The organism is Shewanella colwelliana ATCC 39565 (assembly GCF_000518705.1).
Lineage (GTDB): Bacteria > Pseudomonadota > Gammaproteobacteria > Enterobacterales > Shewanellaceae > Shewanella > Shewanella colwelliana.
Genome location: NZ_JAEC01000006.1, coordinates 263457 through 286676 on the forward strand (window position 1 = coordinate 263457; position 23220 = coordinate 286676).

Sequence of the window (23220 nt, forward strand, 5' to 3'; positions counted from 1 at the left end):
TTGAGTCCACAGTTGAACCCAAGGGGGAAGGTAGCATGCGTTATCTTAGCCATTTGCTCAAGAGAGCCTAGTCACAAATTTGCCTGTATGTGAAGGGGGTGGGGGATTAGTAAACGATGATGAGCTAATCATTCGGGAAGTTTAGGCCGAGCCAGATCAAATCTGAGGGTGTCGGATATCGTGTAGTAAGCAGAAGGGCCACCTGCTCTTAATATTGGTTCAGCTAAGGCTGTTTGATAGATGCCCTCGCTGTTAAGTAAGTGTTTAGCAATATGGACGGCGACCACTTCTCCAAGCACCAGCCAGGTATCAATTTTGTCGCCATTTGCCGCTTGCAACTGAATGCACTGAGACAGCTTACACTCAAAATTAACAGGGCTTTCGCTAACGCGGTCAGCAGCCACTATGGTGCTCGGTGTTGGCGTTAGTCCCGCAAACGCAAACTCATCGGCGTTAGGTGGCAAGTTTGCCGAGGTTAGATTCATTTTTTCGGCTAACTGACGAGTGGTGAGATTCCAAACAAATTCACCGCTGTCGATAATATTGGCAAGGCTATCTTTATACCCCACACTGGCAAAGCCTATGATGGGTGGGGAGTAATTAAAGCAGTTGAAAAAGCTATAGGGCGCAAGATTTCGAGCCCCAGTTTTATCACGTGATGAAATCCATCCTATGGGTCGAGGACCTATAATGGCATTGAGGGGATCATGAGCTAATCCATGGCCTTTGCTAGGTTCATAAAAATAGTGATTATCCATGCTGTCATCTCTGTTGTTATCGCACTCATAACGTACGGCTGCTTAATTGTGTGGGTTAACTTAATTCAACGCTTAAATTTTCTTTGGCGCTCAGGCGTGGTGATTAAGTTACGTTTATCCAGTGTAGTTTGTGTTCTAACTCGATGTGAAGCGCGTCGCGAAGAGGTTCCGTCGCCTCTGCCTACCTCTAATCGCTACTACTCACGTTGACGGAAACGGGGCGAAAAATAAAGCATTAGGTTAAGTCTTTAAGGAAATCATTCACAACTCGAAGTTAATTAAGGTTATGCTTTTGTTGGTTTTTTATTGACTTTGCGTGTGGGTGCGGTTAGTTTTTAGCGGAATTTTTTAAAGGAATAAATATTGTGAATTTTGAAAACATTAAGCTAAACGCCGGTCGCCTTATTGTACTCGCCACGGTTTTGCTCAGTACAGCCTGTTCTACCACTTACAAAGTTGATCCGGAGTTGGTTGCCAAGTTTAAACCAGAGGCCGTGCCGACACAGGAACAAACTTTTGTATACGTGATTAGAGGCTCTAATTTCCAAGGTGGCGCACGTGGTGCTTGGGTTGCCGCCAATGAAAATGTTGTTGCTGATCTCTCAAATGGCAGTCATACCTTATTGAAATTGGCGTCGGGCCTAAATTCGATTCACCTCGTTCAAGGTCTTGCTGGCTTTGGTTATGCCAAGGTTGATAATAAACCAGGTGAAACTCTGTTTTACTCTATCGACTATACCACTGGCAAGATGACTGAGTTGACCTCGGATATGGGTGCGTCGATGATTATGGAGACTAAAAAGGCAAAAGATATTGGTGAGCCAAGAAAGAACGATGCATACGATAATCTGCTTGCTAACCCGTCTCTGCTTGGCTTTAAAGTGATGAAACCAAGTGCTGAACCTATGATAGCGGATGCTGAAACTGCGGTAATTAGCTTTTATCGCATGGAGACCTTGATTGGTGAGGTACCGTTTGATATCTGGTCTAAAGCGGGCTATGTCGGCAGTACGAAAGCGGGGGACTATTTCCAGGTGAGAGTCGCACCAGGTAAGCATACTTTTGTTGCGCTTTCTGAACGCTATTCGGTACTAGAGGCTGAGGTTGAAGCAGGTAAAGAATACGTGGTCGAGTTCGATGTGGATATGGGCTGGAACCAAGCGCATGTACAAATATTGCCTATCGATCCAGTGAAATCGGCCAAAACCATTAAGAAGTGGCAGGCTAAAGCGAAATTAATGACCCTTGATGACTCTGTAGTGAGCCTGCCAGAGTTTCAGCAGCGAGTTGAGATGGCGCGAGAGTACCTGTTGCCTAAATTTAAGAGTATCGACGCAGGAGAGATGAGCACTCGAGCATTGACGACTCAGCACGCGCTGTAGTCGCCGCGAGTACTTTCCATAAAGGCGGTACTTGAAGCCGCCGACTTGCTATCCTTTAAAGCGAATCAGGGTTAATCCATGGTTCGCTTTTTTGTGTGATGAATTGATTAATACCAATCAGTATAAAGATGTGATCGCCTGTTAGGCGTGTTTTTTACCTGCTTACTTCTGCGTTGAACGGCCTCAAAAGGGAACAAGCATTCCATCGCCCATTCGTCTTGAATTAGTTGCCAAAAAACGCGCTGAGTAGATCACTTTCTTATACTAATTGGTATAAGGGGCTTGGCTGTTAAGTTTAGCTCTCGCTTCGGCAATTCTTTCAAAAATAAGCGGGTCTGCGACACCTGTAAAATTACTCCAATTGCTATAGCTATCAATTGCTGCGAGATAATACCCTTGATAGTAATTAATGTCCGCCAATAACTTTATGGCTGCAGCTTGGTCAGCATCTGACAATAGCCTTGGATCTGTGGCTTGCTTTAAGTAGTTAATCGCTAGATCGAACTCTTTGAGTTCAGCATAGAAATTTCCCAGCATTCTCGTCACAAATGCCTCTTCAAAAGGGGTCGTTGGTTTAACCTTATGCATAGTCTCTATCGCTAGATTAATCTGGTTTTGCATGTTGAGATTGAACCCTTTTTTGACAAGTTTAATGACTTTCTTATTTTTTAATACTTGATCTTTGTTTGGTTTGCGAGGAGTAAACTCTTGCTTGGCTTCAGGCTTAAGCTGTGCTGTACTTTTATCTAAGTTAAAGTCTAATTGCACAGTCAAGTCACGCTGATATTGAGGCGTGTTAGCCACTATTTTGGGGGCGTATTGCCAGCGAGCTAATGCTTGAATGGCGGCGCTATCAAAAATGCCCTCAGGTTGCGAACCCGTCACACGGATATTGACGGGTTTTCCCATTGGGTCGATATCAAACATTAGTCGTACTGAACCCGTTAACCCCTGTTGCGCTGCGTAGACAGGATATGTTGGCGCTTGGGTAAGCAAAGGTGCTGTGTTGTTTTTACTCTGGTTCTCATGGTGGATGTTGGTTTGGGTTAACTCTGACGACTTATTATTGGCGCAGCCGGTTGAAATTATCACCAGTAATATTGCGAGGTATCTTATTTTAATCATCTTGTTCTCGAGTTTATTTAAATGTAGTTGTTTAGTCACTTGGGAAGTTGTTTTAGCTTTAGGCTACTTTTTGCGTTCAAGTACAAATTTCATCCAACCACCAAAGAAAACACCGCCTAAAATATTAACCCCTATCGCCGTGAGGACTGAGGTGTGTGTGAAATTGGCCTGCACCTGCAACATGACGAGGGAAAAGAGCAACATAAACAGACCAAAGAATATTCCCATTTTGAGATAGGGAAACCGTGTCCTGGATGTTGGCTGGGTTTCACTGGCCTGCATTTTTTGTAACTTTTTGGCACGCCACAGCTGTTTTAGTGGTTTGTGAAACCAAAACCAGATGGGGGCAGTCAGGGCCAGTAGGATTACGCTGGTATAATTCTGTATGCAGGGAATATCATTCTTACAATGAGGGCAGAGTAGTCCAAACCAATTGCCAAACGCTTTGCTTTTGGACCAACGCAACGCATTGTGCAACGTGTTGCAATGGGGGCAGGGGATCAATTGTCTTTCGAGTAGTGGTCTATCACTGTGTTGATCGATAAGGCTCAATTTGGGAATGCGTTGACCTAACACCAACTCATTTATCGCCATTGCTGGATTGATCACCCAATGGAGCAACATCCAATTTGGAAGCTGTATCGTTTTATATTTTTCTTTATCGTACTGCATGTTATATCCGTATAAACTCAGTCAATTGTTGCCTAGCTTACTGTAATTATTTGGCGATTAATATACAGCGAAAAACCGCTATGGGTAAGGAGTGGTCTGTTTATGTTTGTCTGCACCCGTGATTAACTCAAGGTATACTTCGCTTACCTTTATTTTGATTAACCTCCCACATTATGATTACGTTTACTACCAATTACGGCGATATTGAGATTGACCTCAATATGGCGCAGGCGCCCGTCAGTGCAAAGAATTTCCTTAAATATTGCCAAGAAGGCTTTTTTGAAGGCACGATTTTTCATCGAGTGATTAAGGGGTTTATGATCCAAGGAGGCGGATTTACCGCAGAGATGGAAGAGAAGCCGACTCGAGCCGCGATTGTTAATGAAGCTAACCGTGGTCTTAAAAATATAAAAGGCTCGATAGCTATGGCGCGCACCGATGCCCCGCATTCGGCGACTGGACAATTTTTTATTAATTTAGCCAATAACAGTTTTTTAGACCATACCGCGACAACCAATGCAGGTTGGGGTTATGCCGTATTTGGCCAAGTGGTGGTTGGTATGGATGTAGTCAATAAGATTGCTAACGCCAAAACATGCTCTAAAGGTGACCATGATGATGTACCGATTAATGCCATTGTTATCGAGAAAGTCACGATTAACCAATAGCCTCCAAGTATGCTTTCTTTCTCTGAAGTCCTTATGCAATGGCAAACATAATAGGTAGACTCATTGTGATGCCTCGCATTAGTTAGCTTTTGCGAATATTTTTGGCTGTGACGTTCGCCACAGTTTCTTTTATGTTTATTCTTCACACTGCTAGTTATTGGCCTGCGCCAATAACTAGGCGACAACTAACGCTTCAAAATTTACACGTTAGTGCGTCGACAAATTTCATTGTTATTAACCTGAACTGGGGATGATGTATGTTGATGAATCAAAAAATCAACCTAAGTCAAAACTCAAATAAGGTGATTTAGGCCAACACTATGCCCAGACCTAAAAAATCTCGTCAACTGTCTTGTTGCGCTCCGTGCAGTATGTTTAAGCCCAACGGTGTGCCTGCAAAAGAACTGGCAAAGATTCAACTGCAAGCCGATGAGTTTGAAGCCTTAAACCTTGGCGATGTTCAAAAACTCAGTCAACTCGAAGCCGCTGCATTGATGGGGATCTCTAGACAAACGTTTGGCAACTTATTGGCGAGCGCCCGCAAGAAAAGCGCTACCGCCATTATTCAGGGGCAAATTTTATTACTGCCTCAATCCAACCAATAGGGAAATATTATGATTATTGCCATGCCAATGAGCCGCGGCAAACTGGCTAGCCATTTTACTAAAGCACAACGAATTGGCTTTTTTAATGAGTATCACCAACTCATCACAAGCTTTGATAATCCAGCGCTTGCTGGTGGCTGCAGTGCCAAAAAAGCGATGTTACAACTGATAGTCCAGCAGAAAACAGATATTGTGATTGTTCAGCATATTGGTGAGCGGATGCTTGGTAAGCTGCTAGATGCACAGATAAGTGTTAGCAAGGGCGACCATAGCGAGAGTATCGAGGCATTGTTAACAACTGCAACCGATCTTAACCGACGCCTTGTTGATGCGTCTCAAGGAAGGAGTTCGCTCAATCATGAGAAGAAAGGCGGCTGTTGCTCAAGTTCTGGTGGTTGTGCTAGTTCAGAGGCTAGTTCAGATGGTTGCGCAGGAGGGTGTGGTTGCAGTAACAAAGCTGATGAATCGAGCTCTCGCATGCTTGATAAACAACACCAATCCACAGTATTAGCTGATAAGCCGGTAAGTTATTCAGGTTTTAGAACCGCTAATTGATTCATACAATTGGGCTCAAGCTAACATGCTATAGGGGCGAGCGATCGCCTCTTTCACATCAACTATTGAAAACACTTTGGAAAATCGACCAAAGGCTTGCCCCTGAAAATAGAGCTCAACCACGGGCAGCGAAAACACATTATGATGTGCTGCGATATCAGGTTGTGCATTGCAATCGATATAGACCAATCTCATCTTGGGAAAATTATCGCTGAGCATAGCCGTTAAGCGGGGTTTGATACTTTGGCACACCCCACAGCTTGGCGCGCCAAAAAGCAGCATCACAGCATCTTGCTGGTTGATGAATTTCTCTAAATCGGCAGCTTTGTTGACCTCATTAGGCTCATGCATTGCTATTGTCCTTTCAAAAACTTCATTCAAGCTGTGGTTAGGTAATGCCTCTAAAGAGGTATTTTATTTCAATATCATAGCGCAATATCCTTGCATAGTTCACACTTCTTCACATAGCGGAGTTTATCGTTTGTCGGCAGTTCTTTGGCTGGTTAGACTACCTTATAAAGCTATATTTTTTATGTGTGTTTGAATTAAGCCTGTTCGACCACGGAGCCAATTATCGTGCTGAATATTGATGATCCCAAGGAAGTAGAAAAAACGCCTGCGATATGGCGTCTCGGTTTTCGGCCTTTCTTCTTGGGCGGTGCGGCGTTAGCCATGCTGTATATACCTTTGTGGTTGGTCACATGGTATATCCCAGAGTTTAGTCTGTTTCGTGAGCAGTTTTGGGTACGGGTCGTGCCCTTATGGTGGCACCCTCATGAGCTTTTGTTTGGTTTTGCTTTAGCCATTGTTTGTGGTTTCTTATTGACCTCGGTACAGACTTGGACCAATCAACCCAGTATGAAAGGCTGGCCGCTAGCGTTTACATTTAGTTGTTGGTTAATGGCAAGGTTACTCCTGCTGGCACCATTAGATCTGCCGATTTGGTTACCTGCATTATTTGACACTCTGTTTTTAGGTTTAACGGCGGTGACGCTCTGGCGCTGCATCTACAAGGTGAAACAGTGGAATAATATTGGCTTTCCTATCATGTTGATGGTCGCCGCTGTTATCAATCTATTGAGTTACTACGCATTGAGTCAGCGAGACTTTACCTTGAGCCACCATATTTGGCAGGGAATGCTGTGGTGGTTAGGCTTGCTTATCACGATTGTTGGCGGCCGGGTGATCCCATTTTTTACCGCAATGCGACTAAAGCTAACTAAACCGAATCCAATCATCTTACTGGAGCGTAGTCTCATTGCCCTGATGATTTTGCTGGTGGCGCAAGCAATCACTAAACAGCTGCCTATGGCTGTGGAGCAGGGCGTGTTGGCCCTTGCAGGACTATTGCATCTTGGTCGTTGGATAAGATGGCTTCCCCATAAAACCCTTAAGGAACCCTTGCTCTGGTCTTTGCATTGCGCGTACCTATTTTTACCCATCACCTTAGGGTTGTTGGCGTGGAATATTGATAATGAAAACGCTTATCGTCAATTACTGCATCTGTTTGCTATTGGTACTATGGCGGGGATTTGTCTGTCGATGATCTCGCGAGTGTCTTTGGGTCATACGAGTCGAAACATCTATTTGGGCCCCAAGATGACGCTCGCGTTTATTGCCATTCCACTGGCGGCGATCTTTAGAGCGATCATGCCGCTACTTTTACCTGAGTATGCGCAAGTTTGGTTGTGGCTTGCTGGCAGTTGTTGGACCTTAGCTTTTGGTATGTTTGTGTGGTGGTATGTCCCTATTTTAACTCAGCCACGAATCGATGGACGTCCAGGTTAAATGACTGCGATAGCGTGAAGTATTGGCACCAAGACATTGTGGTACTTGGCTTTATATTAAAGATTAAAGATTAAAGAATATGGAATAAGTGGATGATAAAGACTTTCAAAACAATCCAAGGCATGTGGGGATTGATTGTAACAACACTCGTGTTTAGCAGTGCAGGGGTGGCAGCGCAAGCTAATGTCACGCCTGAGGCGATGAAGGCGAAGTATCCGCAGCAATATGACAGCTGGTTAGCCACCTCTGAGCAAACGGCGCGCACCGACATGTTAGCAAGTTACCCCGCTGCAGTGATTTTATGGGCGGGATCTTCATTTGCTAAAGAGTACAACAGCCCTCGCGGACATCACTTTGCGGTAGCGGATGTGACTCATACTCTGCGTACGGGGGTGACGCCTGATGCGGGGAAAAAAGGGCTGTCTGCCAGTTGTTGGACTTGTAAAACCCCCGATGCGCCAAGACTAATGAACGAGTTAGGCGTTGAAGGTTTTTCAGCAAAAAACTTTACCGAACTTGGTCGTGAAATAAAGAGTGTGGTGTATTGCAACGATTGCCACGAGAATGGGTCAGCCAAGTTAGCGCTGCCACGCCCTCATGCTCAAGATGCCATGGCCAAAGTTCACCTGCCTTTTGATAAGCAGGATATCAATATGCAGGGCTCCCAAGTTTGTGGTCAGTGTCATGTGACTTACTATTTTCAGCCTGAGCGGAGCAATAAGGTCAACATTCCTTGGATCTTTGGCAGTAGCGCCGATCTTATTGAAAAATATTACGACACGCGTCGATTCTATGAGTGGATACATCCCATATCTAAGACCCCAATTTTAAAAGCGCGTCACCCTGAATTTGAACATTGGAGTCGCAGTGAACACGCTAAGCAGGGGGTCAGTTGTGTCAGTTGTCATATGCCAGAAGTTAATGACGATAAGGGCAACCGTTTTACCGATCATAAAGTGAGCAAGGCGCTCGATCACTATCAACAGGTATGCCAAAGTTGCCATGGCGATCAGCAGGCATTTATGGTCAAACTGGAGTCAGGTAAGCAGCAAATTGATATTAAGGCGCGTGAAGTTGAAGGGCTATTGGTTAAGGCACACTATGAGGCGAAAGCCGCTTGGGATGCTGGTGGTAGCTGGCCGATTATGAATGATGCCATTATGGGCATACGCCATTCACAGTGGCGTTGGGACTTTGCCATGGCTTCACATGGTTTATATGCGCACAATCCACAAGAGGGCAATGACTTACTTGACGCAGCCCTTGTCCAGGTTAAAGCCGCGCGAAAATCGTTAGCGGAGATCTTAAGTATGTTGGAGGTGAAGCAGGTTGAGTACCCAGATATTTCAACCAAAGAGAGTGCGCAGCAAGCTGTTGGGATAGCACTAGAAAAATTGACTCAAGAGAAGCAAGCGTTTATCAAGCAAGAGGTGGATAAACATTGGCCTGAAGTGAGTCAGCACGGATACTAAAATTTGAGAATTTAAGCAAAACGCCAGGGTGAATCGCTCTGGCGTTTTTTGTTAGCGCCTTGGTGCTGTTTTAGTTTTATAGATACGATAGGTGATGGCCAAAATAAAACAGATCAGTGCTGGGCCCGCTAGGGCTTGAAATTGCATTTGGTTAAACAAGAGTGCGCCGAATGTCCCGCCTGAGATAAACCCGATAATGATTAATAGAAATAGAATGGCTTTACGTCTATCGAAACGTTCTCCCTTAAGTGTTGTACCTAACATAATGCCCAAATCGGTAAAAATGCCCGTAACGTGTGTCGTGCGTACAATAGCACCGCTATAGGTGGTGGCTAACGCATTTTGTAATCCGCAGGCAGCCGAGGCCATGTAGTGGCCATAAAAACTGCCGCCTTGCAGTAGATAGATAGCGCTAAGGAGGCACAAGCCTTCAATAACTAACAGGGTGTCATAATGACGCCCAAGCTTTAATGAGCTGCCAGTGAGCAGCGCCCCCGACAGTGCTGCCCCCAGCATAAAGCTCAACATGATCCCTGATAGATGAAATAGATCTGTGTAACTGGAGTTGAGCAATTGCGTCCCTACAAGGGTTGCCGTACCTGATAGATGCGACACACTTTGGTGCTTAAAGCCCAGTAAGCCAATGGCGTTTACACTGCCAGCAATAAAGGCAAGGATAAACGCGCCAGCTTCAACCCATTTAGGCAGTTTGGAAATCAAATCTGTTCCTTCTGTTACCACAACTCTCTAGGAGAGCGTAGCCCCATCATATCGGGAGGCTAAAGGGCGCTATTTTGCGCGCTATGTCGCCAGTAAACTGTCGGCGCGATCGCAAAATGCTCATGAAAAACCTGAGTGGCTAACCGTTTGCCTTTTTGGACTGCGTTTCCGCTAGCACCGCGAGTGCAGAGCATTGGCCACGTTATTGATGACTTAGGGTGGTTATTTTTCTGCGATGAGTCAATTAGATAAAAGTCACACTTTCTTTACATAAAATAGACAGATCACTGCGTCAGATCACGCTCACTCCTGCTATGTGGTTTACCACAATACCTATGAATATTTTGTGGGATAACAATGGGGCATGCCTTCAACAAGTTGGCAAAAAAAACTAATAACAGTGTGTGATTTCATCTGCCTAGGCTGATGAGGAGGAAACCATGATAGAGCTTGATAGACGAACGTTTATTAAGGGTGCAGGTGCTGGTGGAGCCACTTGTGCGCTGGCGACACTACTGCCCGGTAGTTTGGCCGCCTTAGAACAACAACCATTAAAAGCCGTTGGTAAAGAGGTGGCGAGTATTTGTGAGATGTGCTCGACCCGCTGCCCTATTTCTGCAAGGGTTGTTGATGGTAAAAATGTCTTCATTAGCGGCAATAAAGAGGCTAAGTCTTTTGGCGGTAAAGTATGCGCCAGAGGTGGAGCCGGCCACAGTTTGTTGTACGATCCGCAACGTATCGTTAATCCGCTTCGTCGCGTAGGTGAGCGTGGAGAAGGCCAGTGGGAAGAGATCACTTGGCAACAGGCTTATCAAACAATTGCTAAAAACCTCAACGATATTAAAGCCAAGCATGGTGCCGAGGCGGTGGCCTTTTCATCCAAATCCGGCTCCCTGTCTGGTCACCTGTTTCATCTCGGTAAAGCCTTTGGCTCTCCCAATAGTTTCACCCATGCCTCAACCTGCCCAGGCGGTTATGTGATAGCGGCCAAAGCCATGTTTGGCACTAAGGTCAAACGTGATCTGGGCAACTCTAAATACATCATCAACTTCGGACATAACCTCTATGAGGGGATCAATATGTCTGAAACCCGTGGCATGATGAAAGCGCAGATGGAAAAAAATGCCAAGTTAGTGGTATTTGAACCGCGCTTTTCCGTGGTCGCGGATAAAGCCGACGAGTGGTTTGCTATTCGTCCCGGCACCGACCTTGCAGTCGCATTGGCGCTTTGTCATGTACTGATTGAAGATAAGCTATATGACCATGCATTTATCGAGCAGCATGTGGTGGGTTTTGAGGCCTTTGCCGAAGAAGTAAAAGCCTGTACACCAGAGTGGGCACAGGGCGTGAGTGATGTGCCAGCCAAAGATATTCGACGCATCGCCCATGAATATGCCGCCCATGCACCCCATGCTGTGGTGGATTTTGGTCACAGAGCCACTTTTACGCCTGAAGAGTTTGATATGCGCCGCGCCCTATTTGCGGCCAATGTATTGATTGGCAACATTGAGCGAAAAGGTGGGCTTTACCTCGGTAAAAAAGCCAAAACCTACAATAAATTTGCTGGCAACAAAGTGGCACCCACATTAGGTAAACCTGGGGTTGAGGGCTTGCCTAAGCCAACCGCTAAACGTATTGACCAAGTGGATGAGCAATACGCCATGATGTGGTCATCAGGCGGTATCTACCAAACTATTCTCGATGCGACCTTAGAAGCTAAACCCTATCAACTTAAAGCTTGGGTGATGAGCCGTACTAACCCAATGCAAACCATGACCGACAGAGCGCGTGTGGTTGAGTCGCTCAAAAAACTCGACTTTGTCGTGTGCTGTGATGTGTACATCAGCGAAACGGCTGCTTACGCCGATATCATCTTGCCCGAATCGACCTACCTTGAACGTGATGAAGAGATAGCCGATAAGTCGGGTAAAAACCCCGCTTATTACGTGCGTCAACGCGTCGTTGAAACCATTGGGCAGACTAAACCAAGCTGGCAGATCTTTAAAGAGTTAGGCGAAGAGATGGGGCTAGGTCAGTTCTTCCCTTGGGAAAATATGGAAAGCCTGCAATTACTGCAAGTTAATCGTGATGTCACGCTATGGAATACCATCAAAGAGAAGGGTTATGTTAGCTATGGTAAGCCATTAATGCTGCGTGAACCTAGCATGGTGGCAGCGTTTACCGCTCATTATCCAGAGGCTAAAGCCACTGACGCTGATGGTACTTATGCCAGCGCCATGAGTTTTAAAACTCCAAGCGGCAAGATTGAGCTTAGTTCAGATAAAGTCGAGAAAATGGCCGCCGGACGCGGCGTGATTAAGTATCGTCCTGTGCAACTTAAGCAGGCGGACGAGCTCTACTTTATTCAAGGTAAGGTCGCGGTTCATACCAATGGCGCAACCCATAACATTCCTATGTTGGCCAATTTAATGTCAGACAATGGCGTGTGGATCCATCCGCTTACAGCTGGCAAGCTGGGCATCTCATCGGGTGACAAGATAAGGCTTTCAAGCAGTGTGGGCAGCGAGGAGGGGACGGCGCTCGTCACACCTGGTATTCGCCAGGATACCGTGTTTGCTTATATGGGCTTTGGCTCTAAAAACAAAGAGCTAGCACGTGCGACGGGGAAAGGTATCCATTGTGGCAACCTGCTACCGCATCAAACTGCGCCTATTTGTGGCATGAATATTCACACTACTGGCATCACGCTAGCGAAGATCTAATAGGAGCCCAGTATGAGTAAACGATATGTAATGATACACGATGAAAATCGCTGTATTGGTTGCCAAGCTTGCAGTGTTGCTTGCCGAAGCGAAAACGGCACGCCTGAGGGCGTTAGCCGTCTGCAAGTCAGAGTCGAAGGTCCTTTTGGTGATGCACCGCATCTGCACTTTAAATATAACCGCGTCTCTTGTCAGCAATGTGAAAATGCACCTTGTGTGACAGTGTGTCCAACTGGCGCCGCGTATGTAGGCGATGATGGCTTAGTGACAATCAAAGAGGATAAGTGTGTTGGCTGTATGTATTGTGTCGCAGCTTGCCCTTACAAAGTTCGCTTTATGAACCCCGAAACCAAGGCGGCTGACAAGTGTAATTTCTGTAAAGATACCCGTTTAGCACGCGGCGAGTTACCCGCTTGTGTGACGGTATGTCCAACTGATGCGCTGACCTTTGGTGATGCCAATGATCCGCAAAGCGATGTCGCAAAACTGATCAATACCAAGGCAACCTATCAGGAGAAAACCCATCTTGGGACTCAACCTAGGGTGTATCGCATTCCAACTAAACGTGGGGGGATCCAGTCATGAACAATACATGGGGCGATATGGCGCAATACGATCCGGTAACGTGGAACTGGATCATCGCAGTTTACCTGTTTATGGCAGGCCTGTCGGCGGGGTCCATTCTTATCGGTATCGGGTTGCGCTGGTATAGCAAAGATAAGTCAATAGAGAGTGCAATATTAAAAGCAGCGGCGATTATTAGCCCTGTGGCTATCTCGCTCGGCCTGGCTTGCTTAGTGTTTGATTTAACTAAGCCATTTCATTTCTGGCTTATTCTAATCAATTACAATTTGAGCTCAGTAATGTCGATTGGTGTGCTGGCGCTATTGGCCTACTCACCCATAGGTATCGCGTACTCTCTTATCGTGCTGCGTGATGAATTACCTAAATGGAAGCTGGGCTTTTTAGTGCCACTCGCACATGCCTTAATGCCGTTTAGAAAGGCGATTGAAGTTGTGCTATTTGTGCTCGCTATCGGTGTCGGGGCTTATACAGGCTTCCTGATCTCGGCAATGAACGCCTACCCGATGCTCAATACTGCGGTACTACCAGCGTTGTTTTTAGTCTCTGGTTTATCTGCAGGGGCGGCAGCCAATGCCATTGGGGCTTTAGTGATGTTTAATACCAGTAGTCACGATGCCACACTTGGTAAAATGCATGGGTTAGAGCTGCCTGTGATGCTGAGTGAGATGATGTTTCTGTTTATGCTATTTTGCGCACTTTATTTCAAAGGTGGAGCCGCCGCAGCAGCGCTAGCTTCATTAACGACTGGTGTTTGGGCGAGTGTATTCTGGATTGGCGTCGTGGGTATTGGCTTTGCAATTCCCTTACTCTCTATGCTCATGCCTGCTCAGACTCGCCACACTAAAGGCGTGATGATCGCAGTTGCTTGCTGTAGCTTAACAGGGGTATTAGCACTGAGACACTTTGTGTTGTATGCCGGACAAAGTTACATAAGTTGATAATGAACCCATAGCCTAAAGCTTGAGTTTAGGTTTTACCGTAAAGCCCAGATAGAACTCTGGGCTTTTTATTGGCTAAAACAGCCTGTCTTAGCGCGTTAAGTCTGCAATGATTCGCCATTGCCTGCGGCCCATTTCAAGTATCACCCCGACTGCTAACCCAGCAGCGGTGTTCACCAGTAAACAGATAGCGGCGGTTGATAAAATCACCACAATACAAAAGGGCTTTCCGTCGATAAATCGTTTTGACCAAGCCAGTTGCGTCCCCGCGATGGCCAATAGGCTACCCAATACTGCCAGCGGAATAAGCGATAATAGTCTGGTGATTGCCTCTCCCCAAAATGCGGCTATGAGTAAACAGCTAGCCCCAAATATTACAGGAGCCAACCAGGTGCGCGCGCCAAAGTGATGCTGCACAGCGAGGCCTCCTGCACCGTGGCACATGGCTGTCGCACCTATGGGAGCTAACAATAAGTTAGCCCAGCCAGAGCTGGTGGCAAGCCGTTTGGGGCTGAATCTATCATTGAATTGGCTATTGTCTTCTGGGAATTTATCTTTGGCCATTGCAGAGGTTGCAATGACCGCATTGGTGAGGGTCAATGCCAATTGGGGCAGCACTAATAGCACCGCAGCAGAACTCCACTCGTTAAACGTTGGCCAACTCAGCTGCCATTGATTTTGAGCTGAAATAGCAAAGCTTGGCGCAATATCGCTAGTAAACTGCCATATCATCCCTAATGCCAAAACCAAAGGCATTGCAAGGAAGGGCAAGGGTAAGTAGCGGCTTAATAGTAGTGCCAAGAAGGCAAACAGCCCGATAAACCAGCTATCAGTGATCATCTGTCCGCCCATCCAGATAAGTTGGATACCTATGGCCAGTTGAATACCAATGCTCACCGCTGGTGATAACTGTTTGGCCATCCAGCTGATGGCACCGCTGTATGCCAGCAGCAGTAAAATGACACCCATCATGATGCCGCTGGCTTGCAGCATGCCTGGGGTGAGTCCTTGTGCGATAACCAGGGCCGTAATGACTTTCATGGGTTGAACCGGCATAGGCCGTCGATAGTAGAAAGCAGTGAACAAGGCAAACAGGCCAAAACCGGTGAAGATCCCTTGGGGCGAAAATTGGTTTAGTGCGATCAGTGCGAGGACTAAGGGTAAAAAAGTACCTAAATCGGCAAAAGCGCCGCCGAGCTCTCCTGAATATTTGTTGAAGGTGCCAAAAGGAGTCGTTTTACATCTCATAAAGCTTGCCGTAAGAAATTATCACCATGGACATTACAAGTTTAATGCCAAAATTTAGATGGGGTTACACGGCAATAGGGAGCCAAAGCGGCGATTTGTAAGGAGGCGTCGAGACAAAATGGCCAACTCGATGCTGTCCCTGTATCGAATTGGCCATTTTAGTGGTTGCTGATATTGGCGTTACGTTTGGTTATGCATGTCGTTGAGTGCATTGTGCAGCAGTTCGTCATCATTGAGTTGATGGTCCACATCGTCCATAGGATCATCGATTATCACTGCATGCTCGCCTTTATGTGAGTCTTCATCATCAGCCAGCGGGTTGTCGAAATGATCATGGGCCAAGGTGTCAAGCATATCACTGTCCACATCATGACTGGCTAACGTGGTGACATCCGGCAGAGCGGCCATCATGGGGGTATCTGTAGGTGAGGTAATATCTCCTTGAGTCAGACCCACCATATGTAGGTAGTGATCGACAGGTGCCGCAGGCAAAGGGAGTGCAGCATGAGCTAACTCTGCGTCGGTCTCTGTCTCTGCTTTGGCGACGGCTGGACTATCTGCTTGATGATCTATGGTGTCACCGGATAGGTCGAGGTCATCAATTGTCACCCTTGTTACCTCATCGTTTTGCGGTGCATCATGCATCACAGGTGCAGCATGGCTGGGAGATGGAGCTATCGAGGTGTCTGGTGTGACCGTCATGCCGACAAGTTGAGTGGTACTTTGGTTCTGTCCACTGCGACCGTGAATGTATGTCACATCAAGATTCACTTTTACATCAACATTGGACGCATGTGCATCATGATACACAACTTGAAATACGTCATGATGTTCTTCTGAGGTTGTTTGCCCAGCCCAATGGGTGCCGCCTGTCGCCTTATTACCGGCAGTCGGAGCTTGACTATAAACATAGTCCACGTGGCCAGTTACGGGATCGATGGTTAAGGTACCGTATTGGCCTTGCAAACTGGTTGAAGTATGACCGTGGCCATCAGTGATTGCCCACCCAGCGCCAGATAAACTAGGGGTGAGCTGTTGTATTATTGGAGGTGCAACCAGATCGCCTGAGATATGTGAGCCAATGCTACCACTACCTGTTGGTGTAGGGGGGGTCTTAAAGCTCAAAGTGGGTACAGGGTTAGCGCTATCGCTAATAAACAGAGGGCTGTGTATTGATGCTAAATTCCCCGCTAAATCTTGAACCGATGCGGTGATATCAACCGTTCCCCCTGGCAGCGCCTGAACCTCCGCTGCGGTTAATGAAGTGTGCCAAGCGCCTTGAGTTACCACGGCTTGATGCTGCTGACCCGCAATCGTTACTGTAACCGTTTGCCCATCTTCAACGCCAGATACTGTACCGGTTATATCAATCGCTTGCTGGTGTTCGCTGGCGTCAATGATGTTGTCGCTGGTGATTGGGTTAACCCTAATGGCTGCGTTAGTATCGGTGCTGTAGTGATGATTATCCGCCGCAGTAGCGTTGTTTCCTGCTGTATCCTTTATGGTGACTGATGCACTAATGTTGGAGTGGTTGCTTAGTTGATTGGCTGGGATGTCGATTGAGAATCTATGTTGTGCATCCACGGCGCCAGTGTATGTGTGTGTGCCTAGTGTAAGGGTGATATTATCGCCAACGCTGACTTCACTCCCTACAGTACCTGTGACTGGCACGCTGCCACTGAGCTCGGCCTGATTGAGCACGTCATCAGCAGTGATAGGGTCAAGGCTAATGTGTGGCGCTGCTATATTAGTGTCTAGCGTAAAATCAATACTGGTGGCTTTTGATGCGTGCCCAGCGCTGTCAGTTTGCCTTACCTGTAGCTGATTAAGTCCCTCGACAGGAGTAAATTGGCTGCTCCAATGAGCACCACCATCTGTGGAATACTCCACCTGCATTCCAGCGGTTTGACCTGAGATGCTAAGCGCCCCATCTTGAGTGATCAAGTCTGTTGCCGAGCTGCCGGTATCATGGGCCAGCGAGACTGCTAATGGCGCAATAATGATCGGGGCTTGATAAGGGTCTATATGAATAGTTAAGTTGTTCTGACTATTGTCTGCATAATCACCATTCGTGTCTGAGACGCGGTAGATAAGATTAGGCACTTGCCCGCTAAATTGACTGTTAGGGGTAAAGGTGTAGTCGCCGTTGGCTGAAATTGCGATAACCCCAACACCAGTAATGTTATGAGTTTGCCCAGCTTGAACCGTTATATAGTGATGCGTTACTGGGTCTTGAAATTGCACATCATGAAGCACTAACTGTGCGCCATCATCAACATCCGTAGCACCCTGCAGTAAGTTGCCTGTAACGGGGCCGTTATTCTGCTGAGAATGTGGATTAAAACTGTGGATGATTGGACGATCACTGGTGCCTGTGACGACGACTTGAGCTTGCTGCTGCGATGTCTGCACATTGCTACCAGCTCCTTGTTGTAGCTCATACTTAATGTCAACTTTTAAGGCGACGCCGTTGGCCAAATGGTTGTAGCTATTGTGCGCCGGATCGACCTGTAATGTATGGCCATCGCTTGCTAGCATAAAGCCATCGGGTACCTGATTAGTGTAATGAACGCCGTCGGTCGAAAATTGCATGTGGCTTACTATGCCACTGCTCAGTCCACCGAGTAAATCGAGAGATTTACCCGCTCCACCTTCATTAACGCTCAAGCTCGGTGTGTCATCATGGCCATGAATTTGAACATTAATGGTGTGGCTAGCAGTGCCATCTGGAGAGGTAACCGTAAAGGTGTCAGTCACCACTTGGCCATTAACCAAGCCATTGGTTGGTGCTAAGTTGTTGTTTAGGTTGTATGTCCAGTGGCCATCGGCATCAAGGCTGAGCTCGCCATATTGACCCGCTAACTGACTGATTGTGGCAAACTGATTTTCGCCACTGTCGACATCTGTCAGTGTTAACTGCCCCGTCAGACGACTCGTTGCACCATCTTCGAAGATATCGACGTTTGATGATGCTCGTGACTGACCATTAATAAGGGCGGAATCATTCACCGCCGCAAGAGTCGTACTTGCACTGGTGTGGGTTATTCCGCCGTGTGCATCTTTGACGTCATAGCTAAAGTGCACCGCGCCGTTGTAGTCTTTCTCTGGCGTAAAGGTGAAGGTGCCATCGCCATTAATTAATATCGAACCATGGTCAGACTGAAGGTTTTCAATGGTTAGTTTACCGACGTCATTGGCATCCACATCTACAGTATTTGCCAACAGTTGGGCGGTAGTCAGCGTTTGGCGTGTATCTTCGCTCGCATTTGCAAGCACCACTTCAGATGAACAGTAAGGTCTGTCGTTACTGCCATGAATGGTGATAACAATGTCATGGGTGGTGCCGTCTTTCGAGCGGATTGTGATGGTATCGGTGAGTGACTGCCCATCCCCCAATTTATCAATGGCCGTTCCTGCAGTACCGGGCATGGCACCATTATGCCGACTACCTGCATTGACATTATAGTGCCAGTTGCCGTCCGCGTTTAAAATAAGGCGGCCGTAACTGCCGTGATAAGTGTAACCCTGAGTACCTACTTGGTTAGTATCAAATTCATTTTCACCGGTATCTAGGTCTGTGATATTTAATTTCCCATCAGCGTATAACATGGCGCCGGTTAAATACCCCATGCCTGCATGGGCTTGGTCGGGTGACATATCTTTACCTGCTGTGTTTTCAGAAACATCGCCAGTATCAACACCAGTTATGATTGCGGCATCATTTGAGCCCTGCACGTTGATTTGAATATGCTTAGTTGCTGTTGAACCATCGCTTGAGATAGCGACAATATCAAAACCTTCTGCTTGGTTTTGCCCAGCGACGAGGCGGTCGGCTTTGCTTGGATCTACATCGTAATGCCAACTACCGTCTCTTTTTACAGAAAACGTCCCGAAATTTCCGGCCAGAGTTCGCGCTTCAAAATGCACGCTGTCATCTTTATCAACATCGTGTGCTTGTAATGTGCCCGATAGGGAGGTTTTTTGATCTTCAATGGCAGTGCCTATCGATGCTGTTAATGAATCAGGAGTATCGATAATGACGCTATCTTCTGTGCCTTTAATCGTCGCTGTAATAGGAATACGCGTGCCATCTGCGGTGATCAATGTCATGTGATCGGTGAGACTTTGACCATCTTTTAATTGTTGAATTTCAGGGTGATTATTATTTGCGATATAAAGCCATTTATTATGTCCATCACCAGCATGTGTGGTCACAAATGAACCGTGAGTACCCTGTAGATTCATTGCAAAATTGGCAGGGACGCTATGCTCTACACCATTAACTTCAATTTTGACAATTTGCGCATCTGCTTGACCATCGGTGTCAGTAATATCAAGATTTTTCCAATAGGAAGTTAACGTATGAGAAGCGGGACGGCTAAGATGATCTTCAACCACTTCGTTGCTAGATAACGCACTCGCAAGTACTGAAGCATCATTGACAGCAACTAAATTGATCGTTGCGTCTGTGTGTGTAGCTCCGCCGTGGCGATCAATGACATCATAGGTAAAGTGCACATCTCCGTTGTAGTCTTTTTCTGGCGTAAAGGTGAAACTGCCATCGGTATTGGTACTGATTGTCCCATGATCGGCGGTTAGGTTATGGACTCGAAGCCAGCCCCGATCGTTGTTATCGGCATCACTGGCATGGGCTAACAAATCCTGTTGGGTTAAGATAACCTGTGTATCTTCATTGGCTTGGGTCAACACAAGTCCACTGGTTACAGTCGGTGCATCATTACTACCATGCACCGCTACAGAAACCGTTTTACTCACTTTGCTTCCATCAGTCGATAACGCTTCGATGGTGAAATGCTCGTTCCATTCATCACCTTGCCCTAATGCTCCTGCTTTTGACTCATCGACAATGTAGTGCCACTGACCATTGGCATCTATTGAGAACGCACCATATTTCCCAGTTGTTTGAGTAATGGCCCAGCTCACTGAATCATGAGTATCACTATCATGAGCCTGTAGTTGACCGCTGACTTGTGCGCCTGTTGATTGATGCTCAATCACATCACCAATATGATTGGGTGAATCGATGATAACGTGATCTTCGGTCCCTTTAATTTCGACAGATAAGGACTGGCGAGTGCCATCAGGGGCGACTAAAGTAATACTTTCGTGTAAAGATTCTCCTTCTTTTAAGCCTTGAATTGAAGTGTTTGTATTATCGCCGTTATAGAGCCAAGCGAGTTCACCTTTGTGAGCACCAGAGGCGACAGTGATTAATTCAAATTTACCATATTGGGTATCGATATCGATGGGCGATCCGACTTGCCAAGAGTAGGTATTCCCTCCAAATTCAATGTTAACGTGATCGACTTTATTGTCAGTATCGGTAATCGTCAATTGATGCCATTGTGACATTGAATAACTATTGCCGCCAAAATTACCATAAGAGCTCACTCCTGGGTCAACATCTTCTTTGGCTACTGCTGTGGTAATTCCACCAAATACTGTATGGTCATCGACCGCAGCTAAGTTGGTGGTTGCGCCAGTGTGGGTCACACCACCGTGGGCATCTTTGACGTCATAGCTAAAATGCACCTCGCCGTTGTAGTCTTTTTCTGGCGAGAAGGTAAAGGTGCCATCTTGGTTGTCTCGAATGGAGCCATGGTTGGCAATCAAGTTAGCGACGGTAAGCTGACCTTGGTCGTTACCATCAATATCGGTTGCATGCGCCAGCAAATCAGCCGCAGTAATGGTTTGAACAGAGTCTTCCTTGCCTGAGTTTAACTGCACTTCACTTGATACTGTCGGGGCGTCATTAGTGCCGTGGATGGTAATGACGATATCGTGGGTGGTGCCATCTTTAGAGTGCACCGTCACGGTATCCGTTAAGGTTTCGCCTTTACCTAAGTGCTGGATTTCAGGTTTGCGGTTATCTATGTAGTAATTCCAGTTTCCTTTTGGGTCAATTGCCAATTGGCCACCCAGCGATGATGAATATGGCCGCCACTCTGGGTGCGTTGCTGCTGAGATAAGGGTTTTAAAATCAAAGCCTGATTCATCCTTGTCGGGGTCGATAGCAGATAATGAGCCTTGAGTCTCCAATTTATAGGCGTAGTTTCCTTGCTCGCTGGCATGAGGGTTTAGGTCTTCAGTAACACTACCTGTATCAATGCCTGCAATAACCGCATTATCTTGTACCGCCGCTAAAGTGGTACTGGCGCCAGTATGAGTCATGCCGCCGTGTGCATCTTTGACGTCATAGCTAAAGTGCACCGCGCCGTTATAGTCTTTTTCTGGGGTAAAAGTGAAGGTACCATCGACATTTGACGCAATTGAACCGTGGTCAGCCTGTAGGTTTTCAATGGATAATTTGCCAATATCGTTGTCATCAATGTCGGTAGTATTGGCAAGCAATTGTGCAGAGGTGAGGACAATTTGGCTGTCTTCTAAGCCATTGGCTAAACGTACTTCAGCTGTTGCGACGGGGGCATCGTTGGTGCCGTGAACGGTCACTGTGATATCTTTATGTGCACTGCCATCGATAGATTCAACGGTAAAGGTTTGCTGGAAGCTTTCCCCTGCGCCTAAATGTTGGACTTTATCATTCTCAATATTGTATGACCAATGGCCTTGTGCGTTGATACTGAACCGACCACCTTCGGCGGTGGTGATGGTTTGTGCAATAAAACCGGCTTGGTCATGATCGGGGTCAATTACGTGTAACGTGCCACCACTGCTGAGCTGATTGGTGGTATTGCCAAAGGAAGTGTGATCTTCATAAACATGATTATTGAGGCTGGAGTAGGGCGTCACTTCAATTTTTGCTTGGTTATCTTCGCCGGTCACCTTCACCATAATGGTGAGCTTTTGACCATCACTGGTTCCGACTTCGTAGGGGAGTTCCATCGACTCGCCAGCATGTAGGCTACCAATGAGATCGTCCGCATGACGATTGGTACCAGCATCTAATCTGAATTGATAAGTGCCATTAGGCCAAACATCAAGGTGACCAGGTGCAAAACCTTGACCTAAATACTTCCCGCTAAAAACAAACTGAGTGTTATCACCACTATCAGGATCAATCAGCTGAAGCTGGCCTCTATAGGATTTAAATTCACTATCAAGCGCTTGTGTTTCAGTAAGCTGAATGACATTAGAGACCAGTGTCGCTTTATCGTCTGTCCCAGCAATCGTAAGTGTGGCGGTTTGTTGCGTACTTCCACCATGACCATCTTCTACTTGATAGGTGATAGCCACCTTTTGCGACTGACCATTTGCTAAATGATTAAATGCGGCATCAGTGGAGTCAACAATCAACGTATGCCCATCAGCACCTAAGGTAATGCCCGTTGGCAGTTGACCCGACTGAGGTTGACCATCGATGGCATATTCAAGGTGGCTGATGGTTAAAGCGTCGCCCTCTTTATCTGTGGCACCTAATAGCAGATTGAGGGTGTGATGATTATCGGCCCCCTCACTGACGCTGTCTGTTAAAGGCGTCACATCAGGGTTGTCGTTAACCGCAGCTAAGTTGGTGGTTGCGCCAGTGTGGGTCACACCACCGTGGGCATCCTTAACATCATAGCTAAAATGCACATCGCCGTTATAGTCTTTTTCTGGGGTGAAAGTGAAGGTGCCATCGCCATTAATTAATATCGAACCATGGTCGGCGTGTAGGTTTTCAATGGTTAGTTTACCGGCATCGTTTTTATCGACATCGACGGTATTCGCTAATAATTGCGCAGTGGTTAAGGTTTGGCGTGTATCTTCACTGCCATTTGCAAGCACAACTTCAGATGAACAGTAAGGTCTGTCGTTACTGCCGTGAATGGTGATAACAATATCGTGTGTTGCACCATCTTTTGAATGGACTGTAATCGTATCGGTTAAGCTTTGGCCTTCACCAAGCTGGTCAATCGCGGTACCACGCGTTGTGGGTCTAGCACCTATACCTGATAGATGCCCAGCATCGGCATGGTAATGCCAGGTGCCATCGGTGAGTAAGATTAGATCGCCATAGGTG

General features: G+C 46.6%; 16 protein-coding genes. 9 read left to right on the forward strand and 7 right to left on the reverse strand.

Annotated features, from left to right (window positions below):
- Positions 1 to 128: 128 nt before the first annotated feature.
- Positions 129 to 758, reverse strand: coding sequence for a flavin reductase family protein (locus L876_RS0104535; protein ID WP_028762708.1), 630 nt, complete (start codon positions 756 to 758; stop codon positions 129 to 131).
- A 365-nt stretch (positions 759 to 1123) separates the two neighbouring features.
- Between L876_RS0104535 and L876_RS0104540 the strand changes: the two genes are divergently transcribed.
- Positions 1124 to 2140, forward strand: a complete 1017-nt coding sequence (locus tag L876_RS0104540; protein WP_051412923.1) for a hypothetical protein — start codon at positions 1124 to 1126, stop codon at positions 2138 to 2140.
- A 264-nt stretch (positions 2141 to 2404) separates the two neighbouring features.
- Here L876_RS0104540 and L876_RS22270 read toward each other — a convergent pair whose 3' ends face one another.
- Positions 2405 to 3265, reverse strand: coding sequence for an energy transducer TonB (locus tag L876_RS22270; RefSeq protein WP_156029375.1), 861 nt, complete (start codon positions 3263 to 3265; stop codon positions 2405 to 2407).
- 63 nt (positions 3266 to 3328) lie between these two features.
- On the reverse strand, positions 3329 to 3937 hold the full coding sequence (locus L876_RS0104550) for a hypothetical protein (protein WP_028762710.1): 609 nt from the start codon (positions 3935 to 3937) through the stop codon (positions 3329 to 3331).
- A gap of 173 nt (positions 3938 to 4110) precedes the next feature.
- On the opposite strand from L876_RS0104550, the gene L876_RS0104555 reads away from it, so the two are divergent.
- The 3 genes from L876_RS0104555 to L876_RS0104565 all read left to right on the forward strand — a co-directional run bounded on the left by L876_RS0104555 (position 4111) and on the right by L876_RS0104565 (position 5765).
- Entirely contained in the window at positions 4111 to 4605 is a 495-nt protein-coding gene (locus L876_RS0104555; protein ID WP_028762711.1) for a peptidylprolyl isomerase, read from the forward strand.
- A 320-nt stretch (positions 4606 to 4925) separates the two neighbouring features.
- Entirely contained in the window at positions 4926 to 5210 is a 285-nt protein-coding gene (locus tag L876_RS0104560; RefSeq protein WP_028762712.1) for a DUF134 domain-containing protein, read from the forward strand.
- A 9-nt stretch (positions 5211 to 5219) separates the two neighbouring features.
- On the forward strand, positions 5220 to 5765 hold the full coding sequence (locus L876_RS0104565; RefSeq protein WP_028762713.1) for a NifB/NifX family molybdenum-iron cluster-binding protein: 546 nt from the start codon (positions 5220 to 5222) through the stop codon (positions 5763 to 5765).
- A gap of 15 nt (positions 5766 to 5780) precedes the next feature.
- Here L876_RS0104565 and L876_RS0104570 read toward each other — a convergent pair whose 3' ends face one another.
- Complete coding sequence (locus L876_RS0104570; RefSeq protein ID WP_028762714.1) at positions 5781 to 6116, reverse strand: thioredoxin family protein; 336 nt, start codon at positions 6114 to 6116, stop codon at positions 5781 to 5783.
- Positions 6117 to 6341: 225 nt separating this feature from the next.
- Here L876_RS0104570 and L876_RS0104575 point away from each other — a divergent pair, with 225 nt between their 5' ends.
- The gene (locus L876_RS0104575; protein ID WP_028762715.1) at positions 6342 to 7553 is read left to right on the forward strand and encodes an NnrS family protein; all 1212 of its coding nucleotides are present in this window, start codon (positions 6342 to 6344) and stop codon (positions 7551 to 7553) included.
- A 200-nt stretch (positions 7554 to 7753) separates the two neighbouring features.
- The gene (locus tag L876_RS0104580) at positions 7754 to 9025 is read left to right on the forward strand and encodes an ammonia-forming cytochrome c nitrite reductase subunit c552 (protein ID WP_245687000.1); all 1272 of its coding nucleotides are present in this window, start codon (positions 7754 to 7756) and stop codon (positions 9023 to 9025) included.
- Positions 9026 to 9076: 51 nt separating this feature from the next.
- Here L876_RS0104580 and L876_RS0104585 read toward each other — a convergent pair whose 3' ends face one another.
- Positions 9077 to 9745 (reverse strand): YoaK family protein, encoded by a 669-nt coding sequence (locus tag L876_RS0104585; protein WP_028762717.1) that lies wholly within the window; start codon positions 9743 to 9745, stop codon positions 9077 to 9079.
- 440 nt (positions 9746 to 10185) lie between these two features.
- On the opposite strand from L876_RS0104585, the gene phsA reads away from it, so the two are divergent.
- The 3 genes from phsA to nrfD are packed head-to-tail and all read left to right on the forward strand — an operon-like array spanning position 10186 to position 13991.
- Positions 10186 to 12468 (forward strand): thiosulfate reductase PhsA, encoded by a 2283-nt coding sequence (gene phsA, locus L876_RS0104590; RefSeq protein ID WP_028762718.1) that lies wholly within the window; start codon positions 10186 to 10188, stop codon positions 12466 to 12468.
- Between the two features lie 12 nt (positions 12469 to 12480).
- Positions 12481 to 13053: a 4Fe-4S dicluster domain-containing protein gene (locus L876_RS0104595; RefSeq protein ID WP_028762719.1), complete on the forward strand. Its 573-nt coding sequence runs from the start codon at positions 12481 to 12483 to the stop codon at positions 13051 to 13053.
- Positions 13050 to 13991, forward strand: a complete 942-nt coding sequence (gene nrfD, locus L876_RS0104600) for an NrfD/PsrC family molybdoenzyme membrane anchor subunit (RefSeq protein ID WP_028762720.1) — start codon at positions 13050 to 13052, stop codon at positions 13989 to 13991. Before L876_RS0104595 ends, nrfD begins: the two co-directional genes overlap by 4 nt.
- A 90-nt stretch (positions 13992 to 14081) precedes the next feature.
- On the opposite strand, the gene L876_RS0104605 is transcribed toward nrfD, so the two are convergent.
- Positions 14082 to 15239, reverse strand: coding sequence for a putative sulfate/molybdate transporter (locus tag L876_RS0104605; RefSeq protein WP_028762721.1), 1158 nt, complete (start codon positions 15237 to 15239; stop codon positions 14082 to 14084).
- Positions 15240 to 15419: 180 nt separating this feature from the next.
- On the reverse strand, positions 15420 to 23220 hold a 7801-nt coding region (locus L876_RS0104610; RefSeq protein WP_028762722.1), incomplete at its 5' end, for a VCBS domain-containing protein.

Coding starts and splice junctions, on each gene's coding strand:
- L876_RS0104535 (WP_028762708.1), bottom strand. CDS start 758: ATGGATAATCACTATTTTTATGAACCTAGCAAAGGCCATGGATTAGCT.
- L876_RS22270 (WP_156029375.1), bottom strand. CDS start 3,265: ATGATTAAAATAAGATACCTCGCAATATTACTGGTGATAATTTCAACC.
- L876_RS0104550 (WP_028762710.1), bottom strand. CDS start 3,937: ATGCAGTACGATAAAGAAAAATATAAAACGATACAGCTTCCAAATTGG.
- L876_RS0104555 (WP_028762711.1), top strand. CDS start 4,111: ATGATTACGTTTACTACCAATTACGGCGATATTGAGATTGACCTCAAT.
- L876_RS0104560 (WP_028762712.1), top strand. CDS start 4,926: ATGCCCAGACCTAAAAAATCTCGTCAACTGTCTTGTTGCGCTCCGTGC.
- L876_RS0104565 (WP_028762713.1), top strand. CDS start 5,220: ATGATTATTGCCATGCCAATGAGCCGCGGCAAACTGGCTAGCCATTTT.
- L876_RS0104570 (WP_028762714.1), bottom strand. CDS start 6,116: ATGCATGAGCCTAATGAGGTCAACAAAGCTGCCGATTTAGAGAAATTC.
- L876_RS0104580 (WP_245687000.1), top strand. CDS start 7,754: ATGAAGGCGAAGTATCCGCAGCAATATGACAGCTGGTTAGCCACCTCT.
- phsA (WP_028762718.1), top strand. CDS start 10,186: ATGATAGAGCTTGATAGACGAACGTTTATTAAGGGTGCAGGTGCTGGT.
- L876_RS0104595 (WP_028762719.1), top strand. CDS start 12,481: ATGAGTAAACGATATGTAATGATACACGATGAAAATCGCTGTATTGGT.
- nrfD (WP_028762720.1), top strand. CDS start 13,050: ATGAACAATACATGGGGCGATATGGCGCAATACGATCCGGTAACGTGG.
- L876_RS0104605 (WP_028762721.1), bottom strand. CDS start 15,239: ATGAGATGTAAAACGACTCCTTTTGGCACCTTCAACAAATATTCAGGA.